Origin of the sequence: Methylobacterium oryzae (genome assembly GCF_036441375.1) — a bacterium.
In the GTDB taxonomy this organism is placed as follows: domain Bacteria; phylum Pseudomonadota; class Alphaproteobacteria; order Rhizobiales; family Beijerinckiaceae; genus Methylobacterium; species Methylobacterium oryzae_A.
In genome coordinates this window covers 270710-290698 of sequence record NZ_MLCA01000014.1, presented here as the reverse complement: position 1 = coordinate 290698, position 19989 = coordinate 270710, and the positions used below count along the sequence as shown (strand labels likewise).

General features: G+C 73.2%; 18 protein-coding genes and 4 pseudogenes. 12 read left to right on the top strand and 10 right to left on the bottom strand.

Annotated features, from left to right (window positions below):
* Window positions 1-5: 5 nt before the first annotated feature.
* Window positions 6-2843: a PAS domain-containing protein gene (locus tag MOTC310_RS25060; protein WP_331303730.1), complete on the bottom strand. Its 2838-nt coding sequence runs from the start codon at window positions 2841-2843 to the stop codon at window positions 6-8.
* A 359-nt stretch (window positions 2844-3202) separates the two neighbouring features.
* Here MOTC310_RS25060 and MOTC310_RS25055 point away from each other — a divergent pair.
* Window positions 3203-4159, top strand: a pseudogene (locus MOTC310_RS25055) (DEAD/DEAH box helicase); the annotation flags it as partial.
* On the opposite strand, the pseudogene MOTC310_RS25050 reads toward MOTC310_RS25055, so the two are convergent.
* Window positions 4154-4366, bottom strand: a pseudogene (locus tag MOTC310_RS25050) (RidA family protein); the annotation flags it as partial. The pseudogenes MOTC310_RS25055 and MOTC310_RS25050 overlap by 6 nt on opposite strands.
* A gap of 23 nt (window positions 4367-4389) precedes the next feature.
* Here MOTC310_RS25050 and MOTC310_RS25045 point away from each other — a divergent pair.
* Both MOTC310_RS25045 and MOTC310_RS25040 read left to right on the top strand, forming a co-directional pair.
* A complete protein-coding gene (locus tag MOTC310_RS25045) occupies window positions 4390-4527 on the top strand; it encodes a hypothetical protein (protein WP_331303729.1) in 138 nt (45 codons plus the stop codon).
* A 100-nt stretch (window positions 4528-4627) separates the two neighbouring features.
* The gene (locus MOTC310_RS25040; RefSeq protein WP_331303728.1) at window positions 4628-5062 is read left to right on the top strand and encodes a GlcG/HbpS family heme-binding protein; all 435 of its coding nucleotides are present in this window, start codon (window positions 4628-4630) and stop codon (window positions 5060-5062) included.
* Between the two features lie 24 nt (window positions 5063-5086).
* On the opposite strand, the gene MOTC310_RS25035 is transcribed toward MOTC310_RS25040, so the two are convergent.
* Window positions 5087-5677: a PAS domain-containing protein gene (locus tag MOTC310_RS25035; protein WP_331303727.1), complete on the bottom strand. Its 591-nt coding sequence runs from the start codon at window positions 5675-5677 to the stop codon at window positions 5087-5089.
* Between the two features lie 450 nt (window positions 5678-6127).
* On the opposite strand from MOTC310_RS25035, the gene MOTC310_RS25030 reads away from it, so the two are divergent.
* The 3 genes from MOTC310_RS25030 to MOTC310_RS25020 all read left to right on the top strand — a co-directional run bounded on the left by MOTC310_RS25030 (window position 6128) and on the right by MOTC310_RS25020 (window position 8319).
* A complete protein-coding gene (locus tag MOTC310_RS25030; RefSeq protein WP_331303726.1) occupies window positions 6128-7414 on the top strand; it encodes an allantoate amidohydrolase in 1287 nt (428 codons plus the stop codon).
* Between the two features lie 41 nt (window positions 7415-7455).
* On the top strand, window positions 7456-7749 hold the full coding sequence (locus MOTC310_RS25025; protein ID WP_331293035.1) for a hypothetical protein: 294 nt from the start codon (window positions 7456-7458) through the stop codon (window positions 7747-7749).
* Window positions 7750-7863: 114 nt separating this feature from the next.
* Entirely contained in the window at window positions 7864-8319 is a 456-nt protein-coding gene (locus tag MOTC310_RS25020; protein WP_331293034.1) for an SRPBCC domain-containing protein, read from the top strand.
* A gap of 30 nt (window positions 8320-8349) precedes the next feature.
* Here MOTC310_RS25020 and MOTC310_RS25015 read toward each other — a convergent pair whose 3' ends face one another.
* The gene (locus MOTC310_RS25015) at window positions 8350-8601 is read right to left on the bottom strand and encodes a hypothetical protein (protein ID WP_331293033.1); all 252 of its coding nucleotides are present in this window, start codon (window positions 8599-8601) and stop codon (window positions 8350-8352) included.
* Between the two features lie 152 nt (window positions 8602-8753).
* On the opposite strand from MOTC310_RS25015, the pseudogene MOTC310_RS25010 reads away from it, so the two are divergent.
* A pseudogene (locus MOTC310_RS25010) lies at window positions 8754-9422 on the top strand (polyamine aminopropyltransferase); the annotation flags it as partial.
* 118 nt (window positions 9423-9540) lie between these two features.
* Window positions 9541-9651: pseudogene (locus MOTC310_RS25005) on the top strand (electron transfer flavoprotein subunit beta/FixA family protein); the annotation flags it as partial.
* A gap of 144 nt (window positions 9652-9795) precedes the next feature.
* Here MOTC310_RS25005 and MOTC310_RS25000 read toward each other — a convergent pair.
* Window positions 9796-10158, bottom strand: a complete 363-nt coding sequence (locus tag MOTC310_RS25000; protein WP_331303725.1) for a cupredoxin domain-containing protein — start codon at window positions 10156-10158, stop codon at window positions 9796-9798.
* A 177-nt stretch (window positions 10159-10335) separates the two neighbouring features.
* On the bottom strand, window positions 10336-11292 hold the full coding sequence (locus tag MOTC310_RS24995) for a LysR family transcriptional regulator (protein WP_331303724.1): 957 nt from the start codon (window positions 11290-11292) through the stop codon (window positions 10336-10338).
* Window positions 11293-11393: 101 nt separating this feature from the next.
* On the opposite strand from MOTC310_RS24995, the gene MOTC310_RS24990 reads away from it, so the two are divergent.
* Genes MOTC310_RS24990 through MOTC310_RS24980 form a run of 3 tightly spaced genes read left to right on the top strand, consistent with a single transcriptional unit; the run spans window position 11394 to window position 13193 of the window.
* Window positions 11394-12002 carry a YceI family protein gene (locus MOTC310_RS24990; RefSeq protein ID WP_331293030.1) on the top strand — a complete coding sequence of 203 codons (609 nt, stop codon included), beginning with the start codon at window positions 11394-11396 and terminating at the stop codon, window positions 12000-12002.
* Between the two features lie 16 nt (window positions 12003-12018).
* Window positions 12019-12624, top strand: a complete 606-nt coding sequence (locus MOTC310_RS24985) for a cytochrome b (protein WP_331303723.1) — start codon at window positions 12019-12021, stop codon at window positions 12622-12624.
* Window positions 12621-13193, top strand: a complete 573-nt coding sequence (locus tag MOTC310_RS24980; RefSeq protein ID WP_331303722.1) for a YceI family protein — start codon at window positions 12621-12623, stop codon at window positions 13191-13193. The genes MOTC310_RS24985 and MOTC310_RS24980 overlap by 4 nt, the downstream gene beginning before the upstream one ends.
* Before the next feature lie 208 nt (window positions 13194-13401).
* Here MOTC310_RS24980 and MOTC310_RS24975 read toward each other — a convergent pair whose 3' ends face one another.
* From MOTC310_RS24975 to MOTC310_RS24965, 3 genes are all read right to left on the bottom strand, one after another.
* On the bottom strand, window positions 13402-13980 hold the full coding sequence (locus tag MOTC310_RS24975; protein WP_331293027.1) for a GNAT family N-acetyltransferase: 579 nt from the start codon (window positions 13978-13980) through the stop codon (window positions 13402-13404).
* Window positions 13980-16325 (bottom strand): Orn/Lys/Arg family decarboxylase, encoded by a 2346-nt coding sequence (locus MOTC310_RS24970; RefSeq protein WP_331293026.1) that lies wholly within the window; start codon window positions 16323-16325, stop codon window positions 13980-13982. The genes MOTC310_RS24975 and MOTC310_RS24970 overlap by 1 nt, the downstream gene beginning before the upstream one ends.
* A gap of 296 nt (window positions 16326-16621) precedes the next feature.
* Window positions 16622-17602 carry a hydroxyacid dehydrogenase gene (locus MOTC310_RS24965; RefSeq protein WP_331303721.1) on the bottom strand — a complete coding sequence of 327 codons (981 nt, stop codon included), beginning with the start codon at window positions 17600-17602 and terminating at the stop codon, window positions 16622-16624.
* 380 nt (window positions 17603-17982) lie between these two features.
* On the opposite strand from MOTC310_RS24965, the gene MOTC310_RS24960 reads away from it, so the two are divergent.
* Complete coding sequence (locus MOTC310_RS24960; RefSeq protein WP_331303720.1) at window positions 17983-18741, top strand: hypothetical protein; 759 nt, start codon at window positions 17983-17985, stop codon at window positions 18739-18741.
* A 9-nt stretch (window positions 18742-18750) separates the two neighbouring features.
* On the opposite strand, the gene metB is transcribed toward MOTC310_RS24960, so the two are convergent.
* The gene (gene metB, locus MOTC310_RS24955; protein ID WP_331303719.1) at window positions 18751-19911 is read right to left on the bottom strand and encodes a cystathionine gamma-synthase; all 1161 of its coding nucleotides are present in this window, start codon (window positions 19909-19911) and stop codon (window positions 18751-18753) included.
* Between the last annotated feature and the right edge of the window lie 78 nt (window positions 19912-19989).

Below are 19989 nucleotides of genomic sequence, written 5' to 3'. Positions count from 1 at the left end.
CGGCGTCAGGCCGTGCCCGGCCGCGGGGCCGGGGCGGCCGGTCGCCCGCCCCGCTGCGCCGTCTCGTAGAGGACCTGGGCGAGCTGCTCGGCCGAGTAGGGCTTGCGCACGAGGGCGAAGCCGTGGGCGTCGTCCTTGGCCAGGACGTGGCTGTAGCCCGAGGTCAGCACCACCGGCAGGTCGGGACGGTTGCTCCGCAGCTGCCGGGCGAGGGCGAAGCCGCCCATGCCCGGCATGACCACGTCGGAGAAGACCACGTCGAACCGGTCCGGCGCCCGGTCGAGCTCGGCCAGCGCCTCCTCGGCGGATTTCGCCCAGACCGGCGCGTGGCCCAGATCCTCCAGGATCTGGGTGCAGAAGCGCCCGACCCCGAGATTGTCCTCCACGACGAGGATGCACAGGCCCCGCCGCGGCTCCGCCGCCCGGCGGGGATCGCGGTCGGCCTCGGAGGCCGCGACCGGCGCCTCGACCTGCGGCAGGTAGAGCGAGAAGGTCGTGCCGTGGCCGAGCGCGCTCGCCACGTCGATGTCGCCGCCCGACTGCTTGGCGAAGCCGATGACCTGGCTGAGCCCGAGGCCGGTGCCCTTGCCGACCTCCTTGGTGGTGAAGAACGGCTCGAAGATCCGGCCCAGATCCGCGTCCGGGATGCCGGCGCCGGTATCGGAGACCCGCACGGCCACGAACGGCCCCCGCGCGCCGGCATGCCCGCGGATCGGCGGCATCGGGCTGTCGCCCTCCAGGCGCAGGGTCAGGCTGCCTTCCCCGTCCATGGCGTCCCGGGCGTTGACCGCCATGTTGATCAGCGCGGTCTCGAACTGGCTCTCGTCGGCGCGCACGTAGCGGGGCGTCTCCGGCAGGTCGATCACCACGCGGATGCGCGCGCCGGTGACCGAATCGAGCATGTCGGCGATGCTGCGCAGCCGCGCGCCGATGTCGAACACCTGGGGCTTGAGCGCCTGGCGCCGCGCGAAGGCGAGGAGCTGGCCGGTGAGCTTGGCCGCCCGGTCGACCGTGTCGGAGACGGCGTCGAGGTAGCGGCGCCGGCGCTCCTCGGCCAGCTCCGGCCGGCGCAGGAACTCCACCGAGGACCGGATGATGGTCAGGAGGTTGTTGAAGTCGTGCGCCACCCCGCCGGTGAGCTGGCCGATGGCCTCGAGCTTCTGCGACTGGCGCAGGGCCTCCTCGGCCTGGCGCTGCTCGGTGATGTCGCGCCCGAAGCCGTAGAACAGCCCGTCCTCCGGCACGACGGTCCAGAGCACCCGGCGCCGGTCGCCGTCGTGCGTCAGGCAGGCGAGTTCGACATCCTCCACCCGCTGTCCGTCGCAGAGGGGGCGCAGCGCCGCCTGCGCCGCCGCGCGCTCGGGGGCCGCGACGAAGTCCAGGGCCGCCCGGCCGAGGGTCTCGGCCTCCGACCAGCCGAGCGCCCGGCTCCAGGAGGGGTTCACCGACTGGACCTGCCCGTCCCGGTCCGCGACGAGCTTCAGAACCGGCGACAGCGTCCAGACCCGGTCGCGGTCGCGGGACTGGGCGGCGACCTGCGCCTCCAGGCGCTCCGCCCGCGACTTGAGCAGCACCTCGATCCGCTTCCGGTCGGAGACGTCGTGGGCGAAGACGTAGAACCCGTCGACGCGGCCGTCCGGGCCGCGGCGCGGCAGGTAGCGGGTGTCGGCGATCCGGGCCTCCCCGTTCGGGAAGGTCCAGGCCCATTCCTCGCGGACCTCCTGCCCGGCCAGCGCCCGCTCGATGCCGGAGCGCCGGGCCTCGAACGGCCCGGGGCCGAGGAGGTCGCGGACGGTCCGACCGACGACGGCGTCGGACCCCTGGCCGGTCCAGGTCTCGTAGGCGGCGTTCGCGAAGTGGTAGGTGAGGTCGCGGCCGATGAAGGCGATCAGGACCGGCATCGCGTCCGCGACCAGCCGGAGTTCCGCCTCCCGGGCCTGCAGCGCGATCGCGCTCCGCCGGTGCTCGGTGATGTCGTTGAACAGGATCGCGACGCGGTTCCGCCCCGGCCCGTCGACCCGATAGGCGTGCACGTCGTACCAGCGGCCGAGCGCCTCGGCGGCCTGCTCGACCCGGACCGGCTCGCCCGTCAGGGCGACGCGGCCGCAGAGGTCGAACCAGTGCTGCTCGTGGTCGGGCACGAGGTCCCGCATCCACCGCCCCACCACGTCCGTCAGGCCGGTCTGCCGCTCGAAGGCGGGGTTGGCCTCCAGGAAACGGTAATCGACCGCCCGGCCGTCCTCCGCGAAGCGCAGCTCGACCAGGCAGAAGCCGGAATCGATGAAGGTGAACAGCGAGCGGTAGCGCTCCTCGTTCCGGCGCAGGGCCGCCTCGGCGTTGCGGGTTTCCAGCTGCGTCATCACCGTCCGGGCGAGCGCCTTCAGGATGAAGAGCTGCTGCTCGGTCAGCGTGCGCGGCACGCGGTCGAGGACGCAGAGGGTCCCGATGGCCCAGCCGTCCGGCGTCACCAGGGGCACGCCGGCGTAGAAGCGCAGGTGCGGCGCGCCGGTCACCAGGGGGTTGGCGGCGCTCTCCGGCTCGGCGGTCAGATCGGGCAGCACGAGGACGCCGTCCTCGCGCATGGCCTCGGTGCAGAAGCCGAAATCGAGCGGCATCGTCCGCGCGGCGTGGCCGAACGCGGCCTTGATCCACTGCCGGTCGGCATCGACGAAATTGATGTGGGCCATCGGCGTGCCGCAGGCCTGGGCGGCCATCTCGGCGATCTCGTCGAACTCGCGCTCCGGCGGCGTGTCGAGGATCGCGTAGGCGCGCAGGGCGGCGAGCCGCTGGGGGTGCTGGGGCTCGAAACCCGACAGCCGGGGTATTGTCTCGTTCCGCGACACGGGACCCTCATAGCCCACACGCCCGCGTCTCCCTAGTGTAACTCTGCATCACGGTTCCGGCGGTGGGATCAGCCCAAGCATTCCGTGATCGTCCAATACTCGACATTCTGTCGGAGCGGCCGCTAGATCGTCGGCGGCCTCGCCGTTCCACAGTCACTGTCCAAGGCCGCGCCGTACAGCCGATCTAATCCGGGCGCGGCGGGGATCTCCGCGCGCCGTCCGCCCCCGCCGCGCCGGGCGGCGCGCCGGTCCGTGGGCGGCGGGCGGTGCTGGTTAAGTGTGGATCGGATCGCCGCGGCCGGGAGCCCGCGGGGCGGGTGCGGCGTTGCCGGCTCACGAGGGACGGGTTCGGATCAGGCATGGCCAAGCGCAGGACGAAGGCGGGCGCCCAGCAGGGGCTGGAGGACGCGCCGCTGATGCCCACCGGCGCCCTGGCGGTGGCGCTCCTGGCCTTCGCCCAGGGGGGCGCGCCGGTGGTGCACGTCGCCCGGGACGCCCGCCGCCTGGAGGAGCTCGCCGCGACCCTGCGGGCGCTGGAGCCCGACGCGCGGGTCGCGGTCTATCCCGAGTGGGACTGCCTGCCCTTCGACCACGCCTCGCCGTCGCGGGCGACGATGGGCGCCCGGGCCGCCGTGATGCGCTGGCTGACCGACCGGGACGCGCTGCCGGACTTCGTGCTGACGACCGCCCCGGCCCTCGTGCAGCGCGTGCCGCCGCCGGAGACCTGGGCCGCGGCCCGCGTGACCCTGCGGGTCGGCGACTCCCTCGACGTCGCCGCCGCGACCGCCGACCTCAAGCGCCTCGGCTACATCCTCGACGAGCGGGTCGACGAGCCCGGGGAGATCGCGGTCCGCGGACGCACCCTGGAGGTGTTTCCCGCCGCCGCGCCGCGCCCCTGCCGGATCGAGCACGCGGAGGGCCGCGTCACCGCGATCCGCTCCTACGACGCGATCTCGCAGCGCTCGGTGGCGGAGGCCGACGCGCTCGTCATCGACCCGGCCACCGAGATCATCCTGGAGCCCGGCTCGGGCCAGAGCTTCGAGCCGTTCACCGGCCAGGAGCACCGCCTGGACCGCTACTACCCGCGCCTCGTGACCCTCCTCGACTACGTGCCCGGGGCGCGGCTCGCGGTCGAGGACGGCACGCAGGCCCGGATCGACGCCTTCTTCGAGCAGATGGACGAGGCGCGGGGCCGGCTGAAGACCCGCGACGCGCCGGCGCAGCCCGGCGACGGCCTCTACCTGACGCCGGAGGCGTGGCGCGCCGTCGTGGCGGCCCACGGCCGGCTCACCGCCACCGAGGCGGCCGGGGAGCCGCGCCACGACGACGTTCTCGAGGCCCAGGCCGAGGCCGGCCAGGACCGTCCCGAGATTGGCCATCACGTTGCGGGTCTGCGCCTCGATCCCGTCGGGCAGGATTCCGGGCCTGTCCGGAGTGTCGGGCATCTGACCGGTGACGAAGACGAAACCGTCGACCTCGACCGCGTGGCTGAACGGGGCGACCGGNCGTCGCGGCCGACCTGCGCCCCGACCGGCCGCTGACCGCGTTGGCCGCCGAGGCGGGGATCGTCCTGCGCGACGGCCGGGTGGTGTGGAAGCGCCCCTGCCCGGATTCCGCCGCCTGCACGGCGCTGGCGGCCGACCTCCTGGAGCGCATCCGCGCCGTCCGGGAGCGCGCCGGCTGACGGCGCGGGCCGCGCGCGCTGCCGACCTGCGGTTGATCTTGCATCGGCCGCTTCAAACCGTCACAGGCTGTCGCGCCAACAACGCGAACGGGAGTGTCCCATGCACGTGACGATCGAGCAGGCCGAGAAGGCGATCGCGGCCGCCCGGGCGAAGGCCGTGGAGCTCGGCACCCAGATGTGCATCGCGGTGGTCGATTCCGGCGGGAATCTCAAGGCGTTCCACCGCATGGACGATGCCTGGGTCGGGTCGATCGACATCGCCCACAAGAAGGCCAAGACCTCGGTGTTCTTCGGCATGATGACCGGCCAGATCGGCCAGCTGTCCCAGCCGGGCGGCCCGCTCTACGGGATCGAGCACTCGAACGACGGGCTGATCACCTTCCCGGGCGGGATCCCGATCGTCGACGCCGACGGCGTCATGTCGGGCGCGATCGGGGTCAGCGGCTCGACGGTGGAGAACGACCACGCCGTCGCGGAGGCCGGCGCCAAGGCGATCGGCCGGACCGAGCTGCCGGCCCATCCCTGGCGGACCTGAGGCGGATCGCAGCCGCCGGGCTCCTCAGAACTCGCGCCGCGCCAGCGCGCGGCCGATCCCGAGGAGCAGCATCTGCGAGACCGCCCGCAGATAGGGGTCGCCGTGGCGCTCCAGCGCCGCGTGGATCTGGATGCCGTGGTCGGCCGCGGCGTTCAGGTCCGCCCCGTTCATCGTGCCGTTCATCGCCTCGTCGGTCGCGCCGTTGCTGGCACCGTCGATCTCCGCGGCCCGCGTCGCGTGCCGGTGGAGATCCGTGACGTCGATATAGGCGCCGCGCCCGTGCAGCACGCCGTCCGAAGCCGGCGTCACGCAGCCGCGGTTGAGGATCCAGCGGGTCTCGCCCGTGCCGGTCACGACGCGGAACTCGAGCGAGACCGGGCCGCCGGTCCGGCGGACGCGGTGGATCCGGCCGAACACCCAGTCCCGGTCGGCCGGGTGGATGCGGCCGAGGGCGGCGTCCAGCGGCAGCGGCGTCCCGGCGAGACCCGGATCCCCCGCCATCAGCGACGCCGCGCCGGAATCCAGCACCGACCGGCCGGCCCGGACGTCCGTGTCCCAGGTCCCGACGAAACCGGCGGCCTGCAGGGCAGAGGCCGCCGTGGAAGCCAGCGCCATGGAATCTCCTCCGAACTGGCTACAATCGACAATCGTACAGTGGCGAACAGGTTGACCCGCGACACATGCAGTCCGCAGGCCGGAAGTCCAGTATCGGCCGCCCGAACGGCTTCTGGCACGGCCTCGCGGGCTTCGGCCACCGGGTTGCATTGCGGATGATCAAGACTTCGGCTCCAGACACCGCGGATCTCGACAATCCTCGGCCGCCCCGACGCGGCACGAAGACCGGATTCACGGCGCCGGGCGCGGAGAGTTCGACCACAAATGATCGGTAGACGCCGCGATCCGCCGGGAATCCGCGTTCCGGCCCGCGGATTGTCGGGGCCACCGCGCCGTCGGCGCCGCGGGATCGGGACGCGCGCCGGACTTGCCCTGGTGCGGGTTGCCGGTGCGCCGTAACCTGCACCCTCCGGTAGGCATTCGGCCCGAGAGGCCTTCAGCAGAGGCGCCATGGATCGCACGGTGGACCGCATCAACCTCCCGCTCTCGCAGGACCGGCTCTGGGCCAGCCTGATGGACCTCGCCCGGATCGGCGCGCTGCCCAACGGCGGCAACGACCGGCAGGCCCTGACCGACCGCGACGCCGAGGGGCGCGCCCTGTTCCGGCGCTGGGGCGAGGCGGCGGGGCTGACGCTCACCGTGGACCGGGTCGGCAACATGATCTTCCACCGCCCCGGGCGCGACCCGGGCCGCAGGCCCGTGGCCGTCGGCAGCCACCTCGACACCCAGCCCACCGGGGGCAAGTTCGACGGCCCCCTCGGGGTCCTCGCCGGGCTGGAGATCATGCGCGCCCTGCACGAGGCCGGGATCGAGACCGAGGCGCCGCTCCTGCTGATCAACTGGTGCAACGAGGAGGGCGCGCGCTTCGCGCCGCCGATGAGCGGCAGCGGCGTCGCCATGGGCATCGTCCCGGAGGCCGGGATCCTGGCGACCCGGGACCTCGCGGGCCACGCCTTCGGCGACGAGCTGCGGCGCATCGGCTGGCAGGGGGCGGCGGATCCGGCCGCCCTGCGCGAGATCGGCGCCTATTTCGAGCTCCACATCGAGCAGGGCAAGCGCCTGGAGGATGCGGGCCTCACCGTCGGGGTGGTCGACCGGGCGCTCGCCCAGATCTGGTACGAGATCACGGTGCTCGGCGAGGAGGCCCATGCCGGCAGCCCCATGGCGGGCCGGCGCGACGCGATGATGGCCGCGGCGGCGCTGATCGCGTCGCTCGAAGGCATCGCCGGGGCGGCGGTCGGCGCGGGCGGGGAGCGCGGCCGCGCCACCGTCGGCGTGCTGCAGGCGGAGCCGGCGAGCCGCAACATCACGCCCGGCCGGGTCTGGTTCAGCCTCGACACCCGCCACGGCGACACCGCGCAGCTGGAGGCGATGGGGGCGCAGATCCGGGCCCGGGCCGACGCCCTGGCGGCGGAGCGCGGCGTCTCGATCGCGGTCGCGGAGTTCTGGCGGGCGCCGCCGACCCCGTTCGACCCGGTCCTGGTGGACCGCGTCCAGGCGGCGGCCGAGGCGCGGGGCCACGCCTGGACGCGGATGCCGACGGCGATCTACCACGACGCCGTCTACTGCGCCCGCGCGGTGCCGGCGGCCCTGGTGTTCTGCCCCTGCCACGGCGGGATCAGCCACAACGAGGCCGAGAGCATCACGCCGGCCTGGGCCGGGGCCGGCCTGGAGGTTCTGGCCGACGCGGTGCTGGCGACGGCCGGCCTCGCCGGCCCTCGGGCCGGGCAGGCCTGAGCGCGCCGCCGGCCGCGCACGAACGGAGACTGGGTTCCCGCATGTCCGACGACAACGTCATCCGCCCCGCCTTCGGCGTCCCCCGCACCCCCGCGCCGGAGCCCGATCCGGTCCAGGCGCCCCTGCGCGTCTTCGGCACGGGGGCTGGCCACCGGGTCGGCCTGATCCGCGATCCGTCGGCGCCCGAGGGCGACGTCATCCGGATCGTGGTCGGCCCCGAGGACGAGCCGGGGGTCGAGACCGTGGCGCTGCTCCCCGCCGACGCGGAGGCGGAGGCCGAGCGGATCGGCTTCGCCATCCTGCGGGCGCTGGAGGTGGTCGAGGGCGCGGTCTGAGCCCCGCCCGGAGCGGCGGCTGGACCGTGGTCTGAACCGCGGGGTGGGCGGTGCGCGTTCTCGGAGAGCGGGAGCGGCCGGCGCGAACGGTCGGCGGATCGCCGGGAGGGACGGATGACGGGCGTTCGGATCAGCAGCACGGAGATCGCGATCCCCGCGCGGGCCGGACTGGTCTGGTCCGTGCTGACGGACCTGGATTCCTACCCGGCGTGGAATCCCTATATCCGCAAGGCGGAGGGCCGCCTGCGCGAGGGCGCGCGCTGGCGCCTGGAGCGGACCCTGAACGGCCGCGCCTACCGGGCACGCCAGGTGACGGTGACCTGCTGGGAGCCCGGCCGGCGGCTCACGTGGCGCGGCGGCATCCCGGTGCCGCCCCTGCTCATCGGCGAGCACGAGGTCCGGATCACCGAGACCGCCGACGGGGTCCGCCTCGTCCAGGCGGAGACCGTCGCGGGCCTGCTCGCCCCCGGCCTGTTCCCGTGGCTGAGGACGCGCATGCAGGCCCGGTTCACCGCGATGAACGAGGCCCTGCGCGAGGAGGTCGCGCGCCGGCTGGCCGAGAGCGCCTGACAGCCCCCGGGCCGTTCCCGGCCGCCCCGGTCAGGCGATCGGCTTCGGCTTGACGATCGGCGAGCGGGTCAGGCTCTCGATCGCGCGCCCCGGCCGTCCGGCCTTGCGGGCGATCTCCTCCTCCTGCTCCTCGATGAGCTGCCGGGCGGGCTCGTCGCCGTCGAGGCCGCCGAGGATCTCGGCCGGCACGCGCCGGTTCGAGGCCCGGGACCCGTCCGTGAAGACGATATCGAACAGAACGGAGCCCCGCTCCTGCGGTCTCGACTTGATGCGCTTGGCCATAGGTGCTGATACGCCGCCGGAATCGGTCGCGGCAAGGCGCGGTGCCGGGCGGGGGGTTGCGCGGCGCGCACTGCCGCTCCGGCGCCGCCTCGCTCCCGCCGCGATCTCTCCGCCGCCCGCACGACAGGGCGCCGGCAAACGAGGACGCGCGCGTGATACCCTGGGTTCATCTCGACACCGGATCCGTGCCCGGCGGCGGCACCGACCTGCGCCTGATGCGGCGCGGCGACGAGTTCGCCATCATGGCCGACACGATCGAGCTGATGAACAACCGGCGCAGCGGCTCGGAGGTGGCGCTCGCGTCCCTCACCTGCGCGCGGCTCCAGGACCGGCCCCGGGCCCGGATCCTGATCGGCGGCCTCGGCATGGGCTTCACCCTGCGGGCGGCGCTCGAGGGCCTCGGGCCGGAGGCGCAGGTGGTGGTGGCCGAACTGGTGCCCGCCGTGGTCGCCTGGGCCCGGGGGCCGCTGGCCCACGTCTTCGCCGGCTGCCTGGACGACGCGCGGGTCGACCTGCAGGAGGCCGACGTCAACCGCCTGATCCAGGCCGGCCCCGGGCGCTACGACGCGATCCTGCTCGACGTCGACAACGGACCGGAGGGTCTGATGCGCAAGGCGAACGACCGGCTCTACGACAATTGGGGCCTGAAGCGCGCCCGCTGGGCCCTGCGGCCGGGCGGCATCCTGGGCGTCTGGTCGGGCGCGCCGGACCGGAAGTTCAAGAGCCGGATGCAGCGCTCCGGCTTCGCGGTCGACGAGCTGCGCGTCCACGCGAGCGGCCGGGGCAGCGGCCCGAAGCACGTGGTCTGGCTCGGGACCCGGACCGAGGGGCAGGCCGAGGGGCAGGCTGAGGGGCAGGCCGAGGCTCGGCTTGAGGCTCGGGTCGAGGGCCGGGACGGGGGGCCGGTCCAGGGCCGGCGCGCCGACCGCGGCGCGGGCNCGGCTCACGGTGCTGAAGACCGCCGAACCGCCGGGCCGCTCGGCCGGCGTGAAGGTCGCCTCCGCGGCCGAGCTCGTCCAGAAGCTCAAGGTCGAAGCCGGCGTCATCTGATCCGCAGGCGGGGCTCCCGATGATGGTCGAGCCCCGCGCCGCGCCGGCGGCCGCCCCGTCGCAGAAGATCGATCCGATCGGCGACATCATCCGGGGCCTGGGCCTCGGCCGCGACGGCTGAGCCGGGCGCCGCGGCCCGAAGCCCTACTCGACGTGGAGGGTGAGCTTCATCTTCGGGTGGATGCCGCACTGGATGACGAAATCGCCCGGTTCGGCCAGGGTGAGCCGCGTCTCGGCGCCGGGCTCCTGAGTGCCGGCGTCGAACGTGAACCGGTCCGCCTCGATGAAGGCGTGGTGGGTCAGCCGCGCGTCGCTGTTGCGCAGGGCGACGGTGTCGCCGCGGCGCAGGTAGAGGTCGGTCGGCATGTACCGGCCCGCCCTCTGCAGCACCAGCCGGGTCGTGGCCGGCAGCGCGGCCCGCGCCGTCCCGAGGCTGATGCCCATCCCGACCAGCGCCAGGATCCCGGCGAACACGAGGGCGCGCAGGCACCGGCTGCGGAGGGACATGACCGATATCCAGATGTGACACGCGGCGGGCCGGACCCCGCGGGGCTCCGACCGGGCGGCCGAGCTTGCCGCTGCGTCGCAGCATGCGCGCGGCGCCTCAACCGGACGCTACGACATCCCGTAAAAATTTATCGATATAGACGTCTGTAGAGCGCATATACAGACAAACAAATCTCTTTATCTGTATTCACTGTCGAGTTCCGCGACATCGCGGGGACAGCCCCGCGAGGCCAGGACGGTCCGGACATGCTCGCGGAAGACCTGGACGCGGGCCGGCAGCTCGCGTCCGGCCAGGGTGACGGCGCGCAGCCGGCTGCTGCGGGTCGCCCAGGGGCTGAGCACGCGCACGATCTGCCCGGCCTCGACCGCCCGGGCGGCCACGAGGCTCGGGAGATGGCCGATCCCGGCGCCCGCCAGGGTGAGCCGGTGCGCGGTCGCGAAGTCGCTGACCCGGATCGCCGGGCTCAGGGAGAGCGGCTCCGTGCGACCCTGCCCGTCGGAGAGGGTCAGCCCCGCCGCGCCGATCCGCTCCCGGGCGAGGATCAGGTCGTGGTCGCGCAGGCCCGCGAGGTCGGTCGGGGCCGGGCGGCGCTCCAGGTAGGCGGGGGCGGCGTAGAGGGCGAGCGCCAGGGTGGCGAGGACCATGGCGCGGTAGCCGGTCTCCTCCGCGCCGCCGAGCCGCAGGGCGAGGTCGATCCGGTTGGCCGCGAGGTCGAGGCGCGCGTCGGTGTTGAGCATCTCCACGGTGATCTGCGGGTGGGCGGCCCGGAAGCTCGCGACGATCTCGGGCATCACCTCGATCCCGAAATCGATCGAGGTCGTGATCCGCAGGTGCCCGGCCGGCACCGTGCGGGCGTCGCGGGCGGTCTCGGCCGCCTCGTCGAGGAGCGTCAGGCTCTCCTGGGCCTTGGCGTAGAAGGCGAGCCCCTCGGCGGTCGGCGACACCGCCCGGGAGGTCCGCGCCATCAGCCGGGCGCCGAGCGCCCGCTCCAGGCGGGAGATCCGCCGGCTGACGCTGCCCTTGGTCTCCTGCAGGCTCGCGGCCGCGGCCGTCACCGTGCCGAGATCGACCACGGCGCAGAAGGCGCGCACATCCTCGAGTCCGCCCCGGAAGGTTTCCGTTCTCGCAACCATGGGGTTCCGGATAGCAGGCTCAACCGGTGGCGTGAACGGGTCTACAGGGCTGCTGCGGCGCAGCGAATCGCGCTCGACCCTCTGCTCTGCAGGAGACACCCTTGAAGTCGATTCTCGCCTCCGGCCTTCTGGCCCTGCTGGTCGCCACCCCGGTGCTGGCCCAGACCCCGCCGACCCGCGACCCTGCGCAGATCCAGGCCGGCACCTACGCGGTCGATCCCGGCCACACCCAGGTCGGCTGGCGGGTCTCCCACATGGGCTTCTCGAACTACGCGGGCGGCTTCTCGGACGTGTCCGGCACGCTGGAGCTGCAGCCGAAGAACCCGGCCTCCGCCAAGCTGTCGGTGAAGATCCCGGTCGCCTCGGTGGCGACGACCAGCGCCAAGCTCACCGACGAGCTCAAGGGCGACCAGTGGCTCGACGCCGCCAAGTTCCCCGACATGACCTTCGTGTCCACCAAGGTCGTGCCCGCCGGCAAGGACCACGCGAAGGTGACGGGCGACCTGACGCTCCACGGCGTGACCAAGCCGGTGACCCTCGACGTCACCCTGGTCGGCGCCGGCGTGAACCCGCTGAGCAAGAAGGTCACGGTCGGCTTCGAGGCCACCGGCACGCTCAAGCGCTCCGAGTTCGGGGTGAAGACCTACGTGCCGCTGATCGGCGACGAGCTGCACCTCACCATCGCGGGCGCCTTCGAGAAGCAGGACTGACCTGAGGGGATCCGCCATGGCGAGAGGGGTCCCCGCGCGGCGGTACTCCGCCGTGGCGATCCTGGTGCACTGGGCGAGCGCGCTGGCCGTGCTCGTCCTGATCGGCCTCGGCCTGACCATGACCCATGCGGAATTGGCGCCGCTGCGCCAGTTCCAGCTCTACCAGTGGCACAAATCCGTCGGGATCACCGTGCTGGCGCTGACGGCCCTGCGCGTCCTCTGGCGCCTGACCCACCGGCCGCCGCCGCACCCGGCCGGGATGCCGGCGCCGGAGCGCCGGGCCGCCGCGGCGGCGCATGCCCTGCTGTACCTCCTCCTCGTCGGGCTGCCCCTGACCGGCTGGGCCGTGGTGTCGCTGTCGCCGTTCAACATCCCGACGGTGCTGTACGGGCTCGTGCCCTGGCCCCACCTGCCGCTGGCGGACCTCGTCCCCGATCCGGGCGCCGCCGAGGGTCTCCTCAAGCGGGTTCACGCCCTGGGGGCGTGGTTCCTGGCGGCCCTGCTCGCCGTCCACGTGGCGGCGGCCCTGCGCCACCACCTCCTCCTGCGCGACGACGTGCTGCGCCGCATGCTGCCGGGGCGCCGGCCGTCGCCCACCCTCACCGTGGAGCCGTCCCGATGAACGCGCGTCACCTCTGCCTGCTCGCGGCTCTCCAGGCCGTCACCCTGCCGGCCGCCGCCGCCGAGTGGGCGGTGGACCCGGCCAGGAGCGCGATCCGGTTCTCCGGCGTGCAGGTCGGCGTGCCGTTCACCGGGCGGTTCGAGCGGTTCAAGGCCGCGGTCGATCTCGACCCCGCCAAGCCCGAGGCGGGGCACGCGCTCGTGCTGGTCGACCTCGCCAGCGCGCGGACCGGGGACGTCCAGCGCGACCAGGCGCTGCCGCAGAAGGACTGGTTCGACGTCAAGGCGGCGAGCGAGGCGCGCTTCGAGGCGACCCGCTTCGTCGACAAGGGGCAGGGCGACTACGCGGCGATCGGGACGCTGACGATCCGCGGCACGAGCCGGCCGGTGACGCTGCCGTTCCACCTGACCCTCGACGGCGGGTCGGCGCACGCCGTGGGGCGCGTCGGCCTCGTCCGCACCGAGTTCGGCGTCGGGCAGGGGGCCTGGGCCTCGGGCCAGTGGGTGGCGCTCGATGTCGGGGTCGACATCGACATCGTCGCGACGGCGCAGCCGGCGGCCGGCCACTGAAGCGAGTCACGCCCAGCGATCGACGTCCAGACCGTGCCCTCATCCTGAGGTGCCCGCATCAGCGGGCCTCGAAGGAGGGCTCCAGGGATCGCGCGGCCGGCTGGAGGGCTCCTTCGAGGCCTCCGCTGCGCTCCGGCACCTCAGGATGAGGGCGCGGTCTGGACGGTCCGAATCCCGCGGGCACTCGGAGCCTTCCCGTCCCGGCCCGCTACCCCGGCCGGTCCTCCGACCCCGTCCCCAGCGCCCGCTGGACCATGACGCTGTCCGACCAGTGGCCGTACTTGAAGCCCACCGCCCGCAGGTAGCCGACCCGCTCGAACCCGCAGGCCTCGTGGAGCCGCAGGGAGGCCGCGTTCTCGGCGTCGATGTAGCCGATCATCTGGCGGTAGCCGCCCGCCGCGCAGGCCTCGATCAGGGCCGGAAGCAGCCGCCGGCCGATCCCGGCATGGAGATGGTCGGGATGCACGTAGATCGAGTGCTTGAGCGTGTAGCGGTAGGCCGGCCGCTTCCGGAACGGCACCGCGTAGGCGTAGCCCGCCACCGCGCCGTCCCGCTCGGCCACGAGGTGCGGCAGGCGCTTCTTGCGCATGGTCTTGCGCCGCCGCTTCAGGTCGTCGGGGAGCAGCCGGTCCTCCTCGGCGACGCCGACATCGCTGACGCCCCGGCTGATGTGGTGCTCGTAGATCGCCACCATCGCCTCGACATCGGCATCCGAGGAGGCGCGGATGACGATGTCGGGGCAGGCGCGGGCCGGAACCGGGCCGGGCGTCTCGACCTCGATCTCCATCAGGCCCCCTCCCGCGCCACGTAGGTGTGGAAGCGGATCCGCCCGTCCGGGTCGACCTCGCGGTAGACGCCCTGGATCTCGGCCTCGAAGCCCGGGAACAGGTTGGCGGAGGCCTCGAACATCTTGAAATAGTCGAGCATGGGCTTGGCCCGCGCGTCCAGGCGCTCGCCCGGCAGCACCGTGCCGATGCCCGGCGGGTAGACCAGCATCAGCGTGGTGGCGATCCGCCCCTCGGCCTCGGCGATCGGCACGTAGTCGACCTTGTTGCGCGTCAGCAGCTGGGCGGCGCGCTTCGGCGGCATCACCATCTCGGGCAGGTGCTCGGGGGCGAATTGCCGCCGCTGCAGCGTCGAGGTGCCGGCCTCCCGGTGGAAGGCGTGGAGCTCGTTGCAGAGGTCGCGCAGGCGCACGCCGCGGTAGCGGTTCGGCCGGCGGTTGACGAATTCCGGCATGGCCTCCTCGAGCGCGACGTTGTCGTCGTGGAGCCGCTTGAAGGCGACGAGGCCCGAGATCAGCGTGCCGGCCTTGGAGGATTCGACCCCCGGGGTCAGCAGGAAGAGCAGCGAGTTCAGGTCGTTCTTCTCGGCGACGATCCGGTTCTCACGCAGGTACTGGGCCACGATCGGCGCCGGCACGCCGTGCTGGGCGTAGGCCCCCGTGTGGCGGTCGAAGCCGGGGGTCAGCACCGTCAGCTTGTTCGGGTCGGTGATGGCGTAACCCGGCGCCACGTGGCTGAAGCCGTGCCAGCGCGCGCCCGGCTTCAACTCCCAGTGGCGCGGCGTGGCGGCGAGCTCGTCGGTCGGCACGCTCTCCCACGGCACCTCGGCGCCGTCGGCGTTCACCGTCACGTCCGGCACGAAGGGGTCGAAGAACCAGCGCCGCGCCGGGTCGCGCTCGTTCTCCTCGAACTCGCGCCGGATCGCCCGGACCTTCTTGCGCCACTCGATCCCGAGCCGGATCGTGTCATCCCACAGGATCATGCCGGAGCGCCCCTTCATCATCTGGGCGCCGACGTCGAGGGAGGCAAAGAGCGGGTAGAAGGGCGAGGTCGAGGCGTGGACGAGGAAGCTCTCGTTGAGCCGCTTGTGCTCGACCCGGCGGGTCTGGCCGCGGATATGCCCGTCCCGGGTGTGGATCTGCGAGGCCTGGGAGAAGCTCGCGAGCTGCTTGTGGGTCGATTGCGTGGCGACGATGCCGGGCGAGGTCTCGTCGAGCCCGGTCAGCCCCATGGCGAACCGGCGGGCGTAGAGCGGGTGGAACTTCATGAAGCCCGCCCAGGCCTCGTCGAACAGGATGTAGTCGCAGAGGTGGCCGATCTTCTCCAGGATCTCCTGCGCGTCGTAGATCGTGCCGTCGTAGGTGCACTGCTCGATCACCGCGACGCGGAACGGCCGCTCCCGGCGCCACGCCTCCGGGTCGGTCACCAGCGGGTTGCGGCGGATCTTCTCCCGGATCCGGGTCTCGTCCAGGGCCTCGTGGAAGATCGGCCCGATCAGGCCGTACGCATTCCGGTCCGTTTCCAGGAAGATCGGGATGCCGCCGCCCAGGAACAGGGCGCCGTGGTGGGCCGCCTTGTGGTTGTTGCGGTCGAACAGGACGAGGTCGTCCTCGGCCACCAGGGAGGACAGGACGATCTTGTTGGAGGCCGAGGTGCCGTTGAGGACGAAGTAGGTCTTCTCCGCCCCGAAGATCTTGGCGGCCTCCTTCTGGGCCTTCAGCGCCGGGCCCTCGTGGGTCAGCAGGTCGCCGAGGTCGAGGACCGAGTTGTCGAGGTCGTCGCGGAAGATCGCCTCGCCCAGGTGCTCGACGAAGATCCGGCCGATCGGCGAGCGGTTGTAGAAGATGCCGCCGTTGTGGCCCGGGCAGGTCCAGAGCTGGTTGCCCTTCTCGGCGTAGTCGACGAGCGCGCCGAAGAACGGCGTCTTGAGCGTCTCGGCGTACTGCGTGACCCGGCTGACGAGGCCGCGGGCGATGAATTCGGGCGTCTCCTCGGCGAGGAAGATGTAGCCGTCGATGAAGTCGAGGAGCTCGACCGGGATGTCCTCCAGCCGCTTGCGGCGGACCATGATGACGATCGGCATCTCCAGGCCGCGCCGGCGCATCATGTCGATGAGGGCGGCGGCCTTGCCGTCGAGGCCACGCTTGCCCCAGTCGACCACGAGGCAGCCGACCGCCGCGTCGGTCTGGACCGCGATGGCCGCGTCCTCCACGCGCCGGGCGCGCACCACCTCGAAGCCGCGCTGCTCGACGGCCGCCACGATCTGGTTGACGCGCGCGCCCTCGAGATCGTCCGGGTCGAAGGCCGGGGCACACATCAGGACCGTGAAGCGACGGTGGAAGTCCATGGAGCCCTCTCTGGCCTCGGATGCAGCGGGTGGCTTTCCGGCCCGTCTGCGACGATTGCATGACACGGCGCGCGGCGGGCGGTCGCGGTCCGGACGAAAGGGCGCGATCCGGGCCGGCCAGTTGCACGGCGCCATCGGGATCGGCCGCGCGTCCACTGTCCCGCGCGGGAGAGGGACAGGGTGAGGGATACGTGCTCTCCGGACGAGTCGCGCGGGTGGGCGCGGCGACGGCGCGCCCTATCCCGAAGCATCGGGCTCCTCACCCCAACCCTCTCCCGACCGGGAGAGGGGGACCGTCACGGCGCGCGGCGCCGCTCCCAGACGGCGGGGTTGACCAGCCCGCCCGGCCGCCGGCCGGCGAGGACGTCGACCACGCGGGTCGCGGCGGTCTCGGCGGTGCGGATCAGGGCCGCCCCGGTCGAGCCGCCGACATGGGGCGTCAGGATCGCCCGCTCCTGGCGGGCGAGGGGATGGTCGACCGGCAAGGGCTCCTGGGCGGAGACGTCGAGCCCGGCGCCCGCGATCGTGCCGGCCTCCAGCGCCTCGACCAGCGCCACCTCGTCGATCAGGCCGCCGCGGCTGGTGTTGATCAGGAAGGCGTCGCGCTTCATCCGGGCGAGCTGGTCCCGGCCGATCAGGCCGCGGGTGCTCGGGGTCAGCGGCACGTGCAGGGAGACGATGTCGGCCTCGGCCAGGAGCGCGTCGACCGAGGCGGCCCGCAGGGCGCCGGCATTGGCGAAGTCGGCCTCCGGGCGGCTCGGGCCGTAGGCGAGCACCCGCAGGCCCAGGGCGGCGCCGAGCCGGGCTGTCGCCTGCCCGATCGCCCCGAATCCGACGAGGCCCAGCGTCAGGCCGGCGAGCTCGACCAGGCGGGCGGTGAACTTGAAGCTGTCGTCGCCGCGCCGGACCGAGCGGTCGGCCTCCGGCAGGGCCTTGGCCAGGGCGAAGATCAGCGCCAGCGTCTGCTCGGCCACCGAGACCGCGTTGGCGCCGGGCGTGTTGACCACCGCGATCCCGGCCTCGGTCGCTTCGGCGGTGGCGATGTGGTCGGTGCCGGTGCCGTGCACGCCGATCACCCGCAGGGCCGGCGCCGCCGCGACGGCGCGGGCCGGGAAGCCGGTGTTCCGGGTGATGACGGCGACGCAGTCGGCGACCTCGCGGGCCAGCGTCTCGGGGTCGGTCCCGCTCGCCGGTCGGGGCTCCAGCCCGGCCGCGCGCAGCCGGTCGAGGCCCGCCGCGTGGATCGGCTGGACGATGAGGCACGGACCGGTGATCACGGGGAGGAACCTCTGCACAAGAGGGCGGGTGACGGGCAAGTTTCGCGCCGGGCCCGTCTAGGCGGCGTGGTCCACCCTGGCAACCGGGCGCCCGGATTTCCGCCGGCATCGCGGCATCGGCCGCGTACCCAGTTGCTGGCGACGACGATGGGCCGGTGAGGCCGGCCGGGCGTAGGGCAGCGGCGTGCCGGGGCCGCCGGGTCGGCCGATGTTTCACGGGAAACATTCTCTTAACCCGGTGCGCGAGCGCCGGGCTCGTCCGACACCGGCGCGGCGGGCGCGACACAATAGATCGGTATCGCTCCGGTGGTCCGGGACCGGCCCGCTGTTGCAGCGGCGCCGTCGCGGCGCGGCGCCCGGCAAGCTACCACCGGTCCGGCATGACGACGACATCGAGCTGGCGCACCCTCCGCAACGTGCAGGCCCGGGCGCGGCTGGAGAAGGCCCTCCCGGCCATCTTTCCCGCGCCGGTCCTGCAGCACGCCCTCGCGCGGCCCCTGATCCCGCCGACGCCGCGGCTCGCCGTCGAGAGCTACTGGCGCAACCACATCCTCAGGGCCGACCGGCTCGCCCGGGCGCTGGCGGCCCGCTCGGGGACGCCGGAGGGCTGGACGTGGCAGATCGGTGGCGCCGGCCGGGCCGGGAGCTTCCGCCTGCCGCCGGCCCCCTTCCGCGACCCGGCCTTCGCCCGCGGCCGGGGCGCCTGCTGCATCTGCGGCCAGCCGGTCTACCGGTTCGGCTGGCACCGGGATCTCTGGGCGGGCGGCGCGCCCAACACCAAGGCCGGCTGGCACGCGGCCTGTGTCGCGGCCTGGAAGTTCTGGATCGCGCCCCACGCCCAGGTCCGGGCGCTGAAGCTTCGCCAGCGCCATCGCTGCGCCACCAGCGGCAAGCGCCTGCTCAGGACGGCCGAGGTCGACCACACCCTGCCGCTCTACCGGGTCTGGCGCGAGCACCGCGACGCGCCCTGGCCGGACCTGCTCGGCTACTGGGGCGCGCCGAACCTGCAGGTGGTCAACCGGGCCGCCCACGTCGACAAGTGCCGCGACGAGGCGGCCGAGCGTTCCCGGACCGTCCAGCTCGCCCGTTTCCGGGTGGTCGAGGACGCGTCCGGGTTCAGCGTGGTCGAGGAGGAGTGAGCGCTCGGATCACGCGCCCAAAGTCTCGAGCGCATGCGACAGATCCGCGAGCAGGTCGGCCTCGGCCTCGAGCCCCACGGAGAGGCGCAGCAGCCCGTCGGTGATGCCCGCGACGGCCCGCGCCTCCGGGTCCATGGCCGCGTGCGTCATGGTCGGCGGGTGGGCGATCAGGCTCTCGACGCCGCCAAGGGACTCGGCCAGCGTGAACACCCGCAGGGCCTCCACGAAGGTCTTCACCGCTGCGCGGCCGCCGGCCAGCTCGAAGCTCAGCATCGCCCCGAAGCCCGCCTGCTGCGCCTTGGCCAGGGCGTGCCCGGGATGCGTGGGCAGACCCGGATAGTGCACGCGCGCCACCGCCGGATGGGCGTCGAGGAAGGTCGCCAGGGCGGCGGCGTTGCGCTGCTGCTGCTCCACCCGCACGAACAGCGTGCGCAGGCCCCGGAGCGTCAGGTAGGCGTCGAGAGGCGAGCCGGTCACGCCGATCGTGTTCGCCCAGGCGGCAAGTTCCTCGCCCACGGCCTTGTCGGCGGCGATCACGGCGCCGCCGATGACGTCGGAATGGCCGTTCAGGAACTTGGTGGTGGAGTGGACGACCAGATCCGCCCCGAGGGCGATCGGCTGCTGCAGGGCCGGCGACAGGAAGGTGTTGTCCACCACCGCCAGCGCGCCGGCCGCCTTCGCGCCCGCGGCGATACGCCGGACATCCACCACCCGCATCAGCGGGTTGCTGGGCGTCTCGATCAGCACGACCTTCGGCCGCTCGGTGAGCGCCGCCGCCAGCGCGCCCGGATCGGTCTGGTCGACGAAGGCGACGCGGTAATGGCCGCGGTCCGCGCGGAAGCTGAGCAGGCGGTGCGTGCCGCCGTAGCAATCGTGGGGCGCGACCAGGAGATCGCCGGGCCGCAGGCTCGACAGGGCGAGGTCGAGGGCCGCCATGCCGCTCGCCACCAGGACGGCGCGGGCGCCGCCCTCGAGCTTGGCGATCGTGTCGGCCAGCGCGTCACGGGTGGGGTTGCCCAGGCGCGAGTAGTCGTAGGGGCCGGGCTGCTCGAAGGCCGGGAACTTGAAGGTCGTCGACAGGTGGATCGGTGCGATCACCGCGCCGAAGGCCGCGTCCTGGGCCACGCCGTTGGCCGCCGCTACGGTACGGGCCGCTAATCCCTCTGACATCGCCTCGTCCTCCACGCAGTGACCGCTCGTCCGATCCGGCCGGAACGGGCGAGCGTTCTTTATGGAGAACGGATCAGA

What these genes read in the sequence shown, in the direction of transcription:
- MOTC310_RS25040 (WP_331303728.1), top strand. Translation starts at nt 4,628, where the DNA reads ATGCACGTGACGATCGAGCAGGCCGAGAAGGCGATCGCGGCCGCCCGG.
- MOTC310_RS25035 (WP_331303727.1), bottom strand. Translation starts at nt 5,677, where the DNA reads ATGGCGCTGGCTTCCACGGCGGCCTCTGCCCTGCAGGCCGCCGGTTTC.
- MOTC310_RS25030 (WP_331303726.1), top strand. Translation starts at nt 6,128, where the DNA reads ATGGATCGCACGGTGGACCGCATCAACCTCCCGCTCTCGCAGGACCGG.
- MOTC310_RS25025 (WP_331293035.1), top strand. Translation starts at nt 7,456, where the DNA reads ATGTCCGACGACAACGTCATCCGCCCCGCCTTCGGCGTCCCCCGCACC.
- MOTC310_RS25020 (WP_331293034.1), top strand. Translation starts at nt 7,864, where the DNA reads ATGACGGGCGTTCGGATCAGCAGCACGGAGATCGCGATCCCCGCGCGG.
- MOTC310_RS25015 (WP_331293033.1), bottom strand. Translation starts at nt 8,601, where the DNA reads ATGGCCAAGCGCATCAAGTCGAGACCGCAGGAGCGGGGCTCCGTTCTG.
- MOTC310_RS25000 (WP_331303725.1), bottom strand. Translation starts at nt 10,158, where the DNA reads ATGTCCCTCCGCAGCCGGTGCCTGCGCGCCCTCGTGTTCGCCGGGATC.
- MOTC310_RS24995 (WP_331303724.1), bottom strand. Translation starts at nt 11,292, where the DNA reads ATGGTTGCGAGAACGGAAACCTTCCGGGGCGGACTCGAGGATGTGCGC.
- MOTC310_RS24985 (WP_331303723.1), top strand. Translation starts at nt 12,019, where the DNA reads ATGGCGAGAGGGGTCCCCGCGCGGCGGTACTCCGCCGTGGCGATCCTG.
- MOTC310_RS24980 (WP_331303722.1), top strand. Translation starts at nt 12,621, where the DNA reads ATGAACGCGCGTCACCTCTGCCTGCTCGCGGCTCTCCAGGCCGTCACC.
- MOTC310_RS24975 (WP_331293027.1), bottom strand. Translation starts at nt 13,980, where the DNA reads ATGGAGATCGAGGTCGAGACGCCCGGCCCGGTTCCGGCCCGCGCCTGC.
- MOTC310_RS24970 (WP_331293026.1), bottom strand. Translation starts at nt 16,325, where the DNA reads ATGGACTTCCACCGTCGCTTCACGGTCCTGATGTGTGCCCCGGCCTTC.
- MOTC310_RS24960 (WP_331303720.1), top strand. Translation starts at nt 17,983, where the DNA reads ATGACGACGACATCGAGCTGGCGCACCCTCCGCAACGTGCAGGCCCGG.
- metB (WP_331303719.1), bottom strand. Translation starts at nt 19,911, where the DNA reads ATGTCAGAGGGATTAGCGGCCCGTACCGTAGCGGCGGCCAACGGCGTG.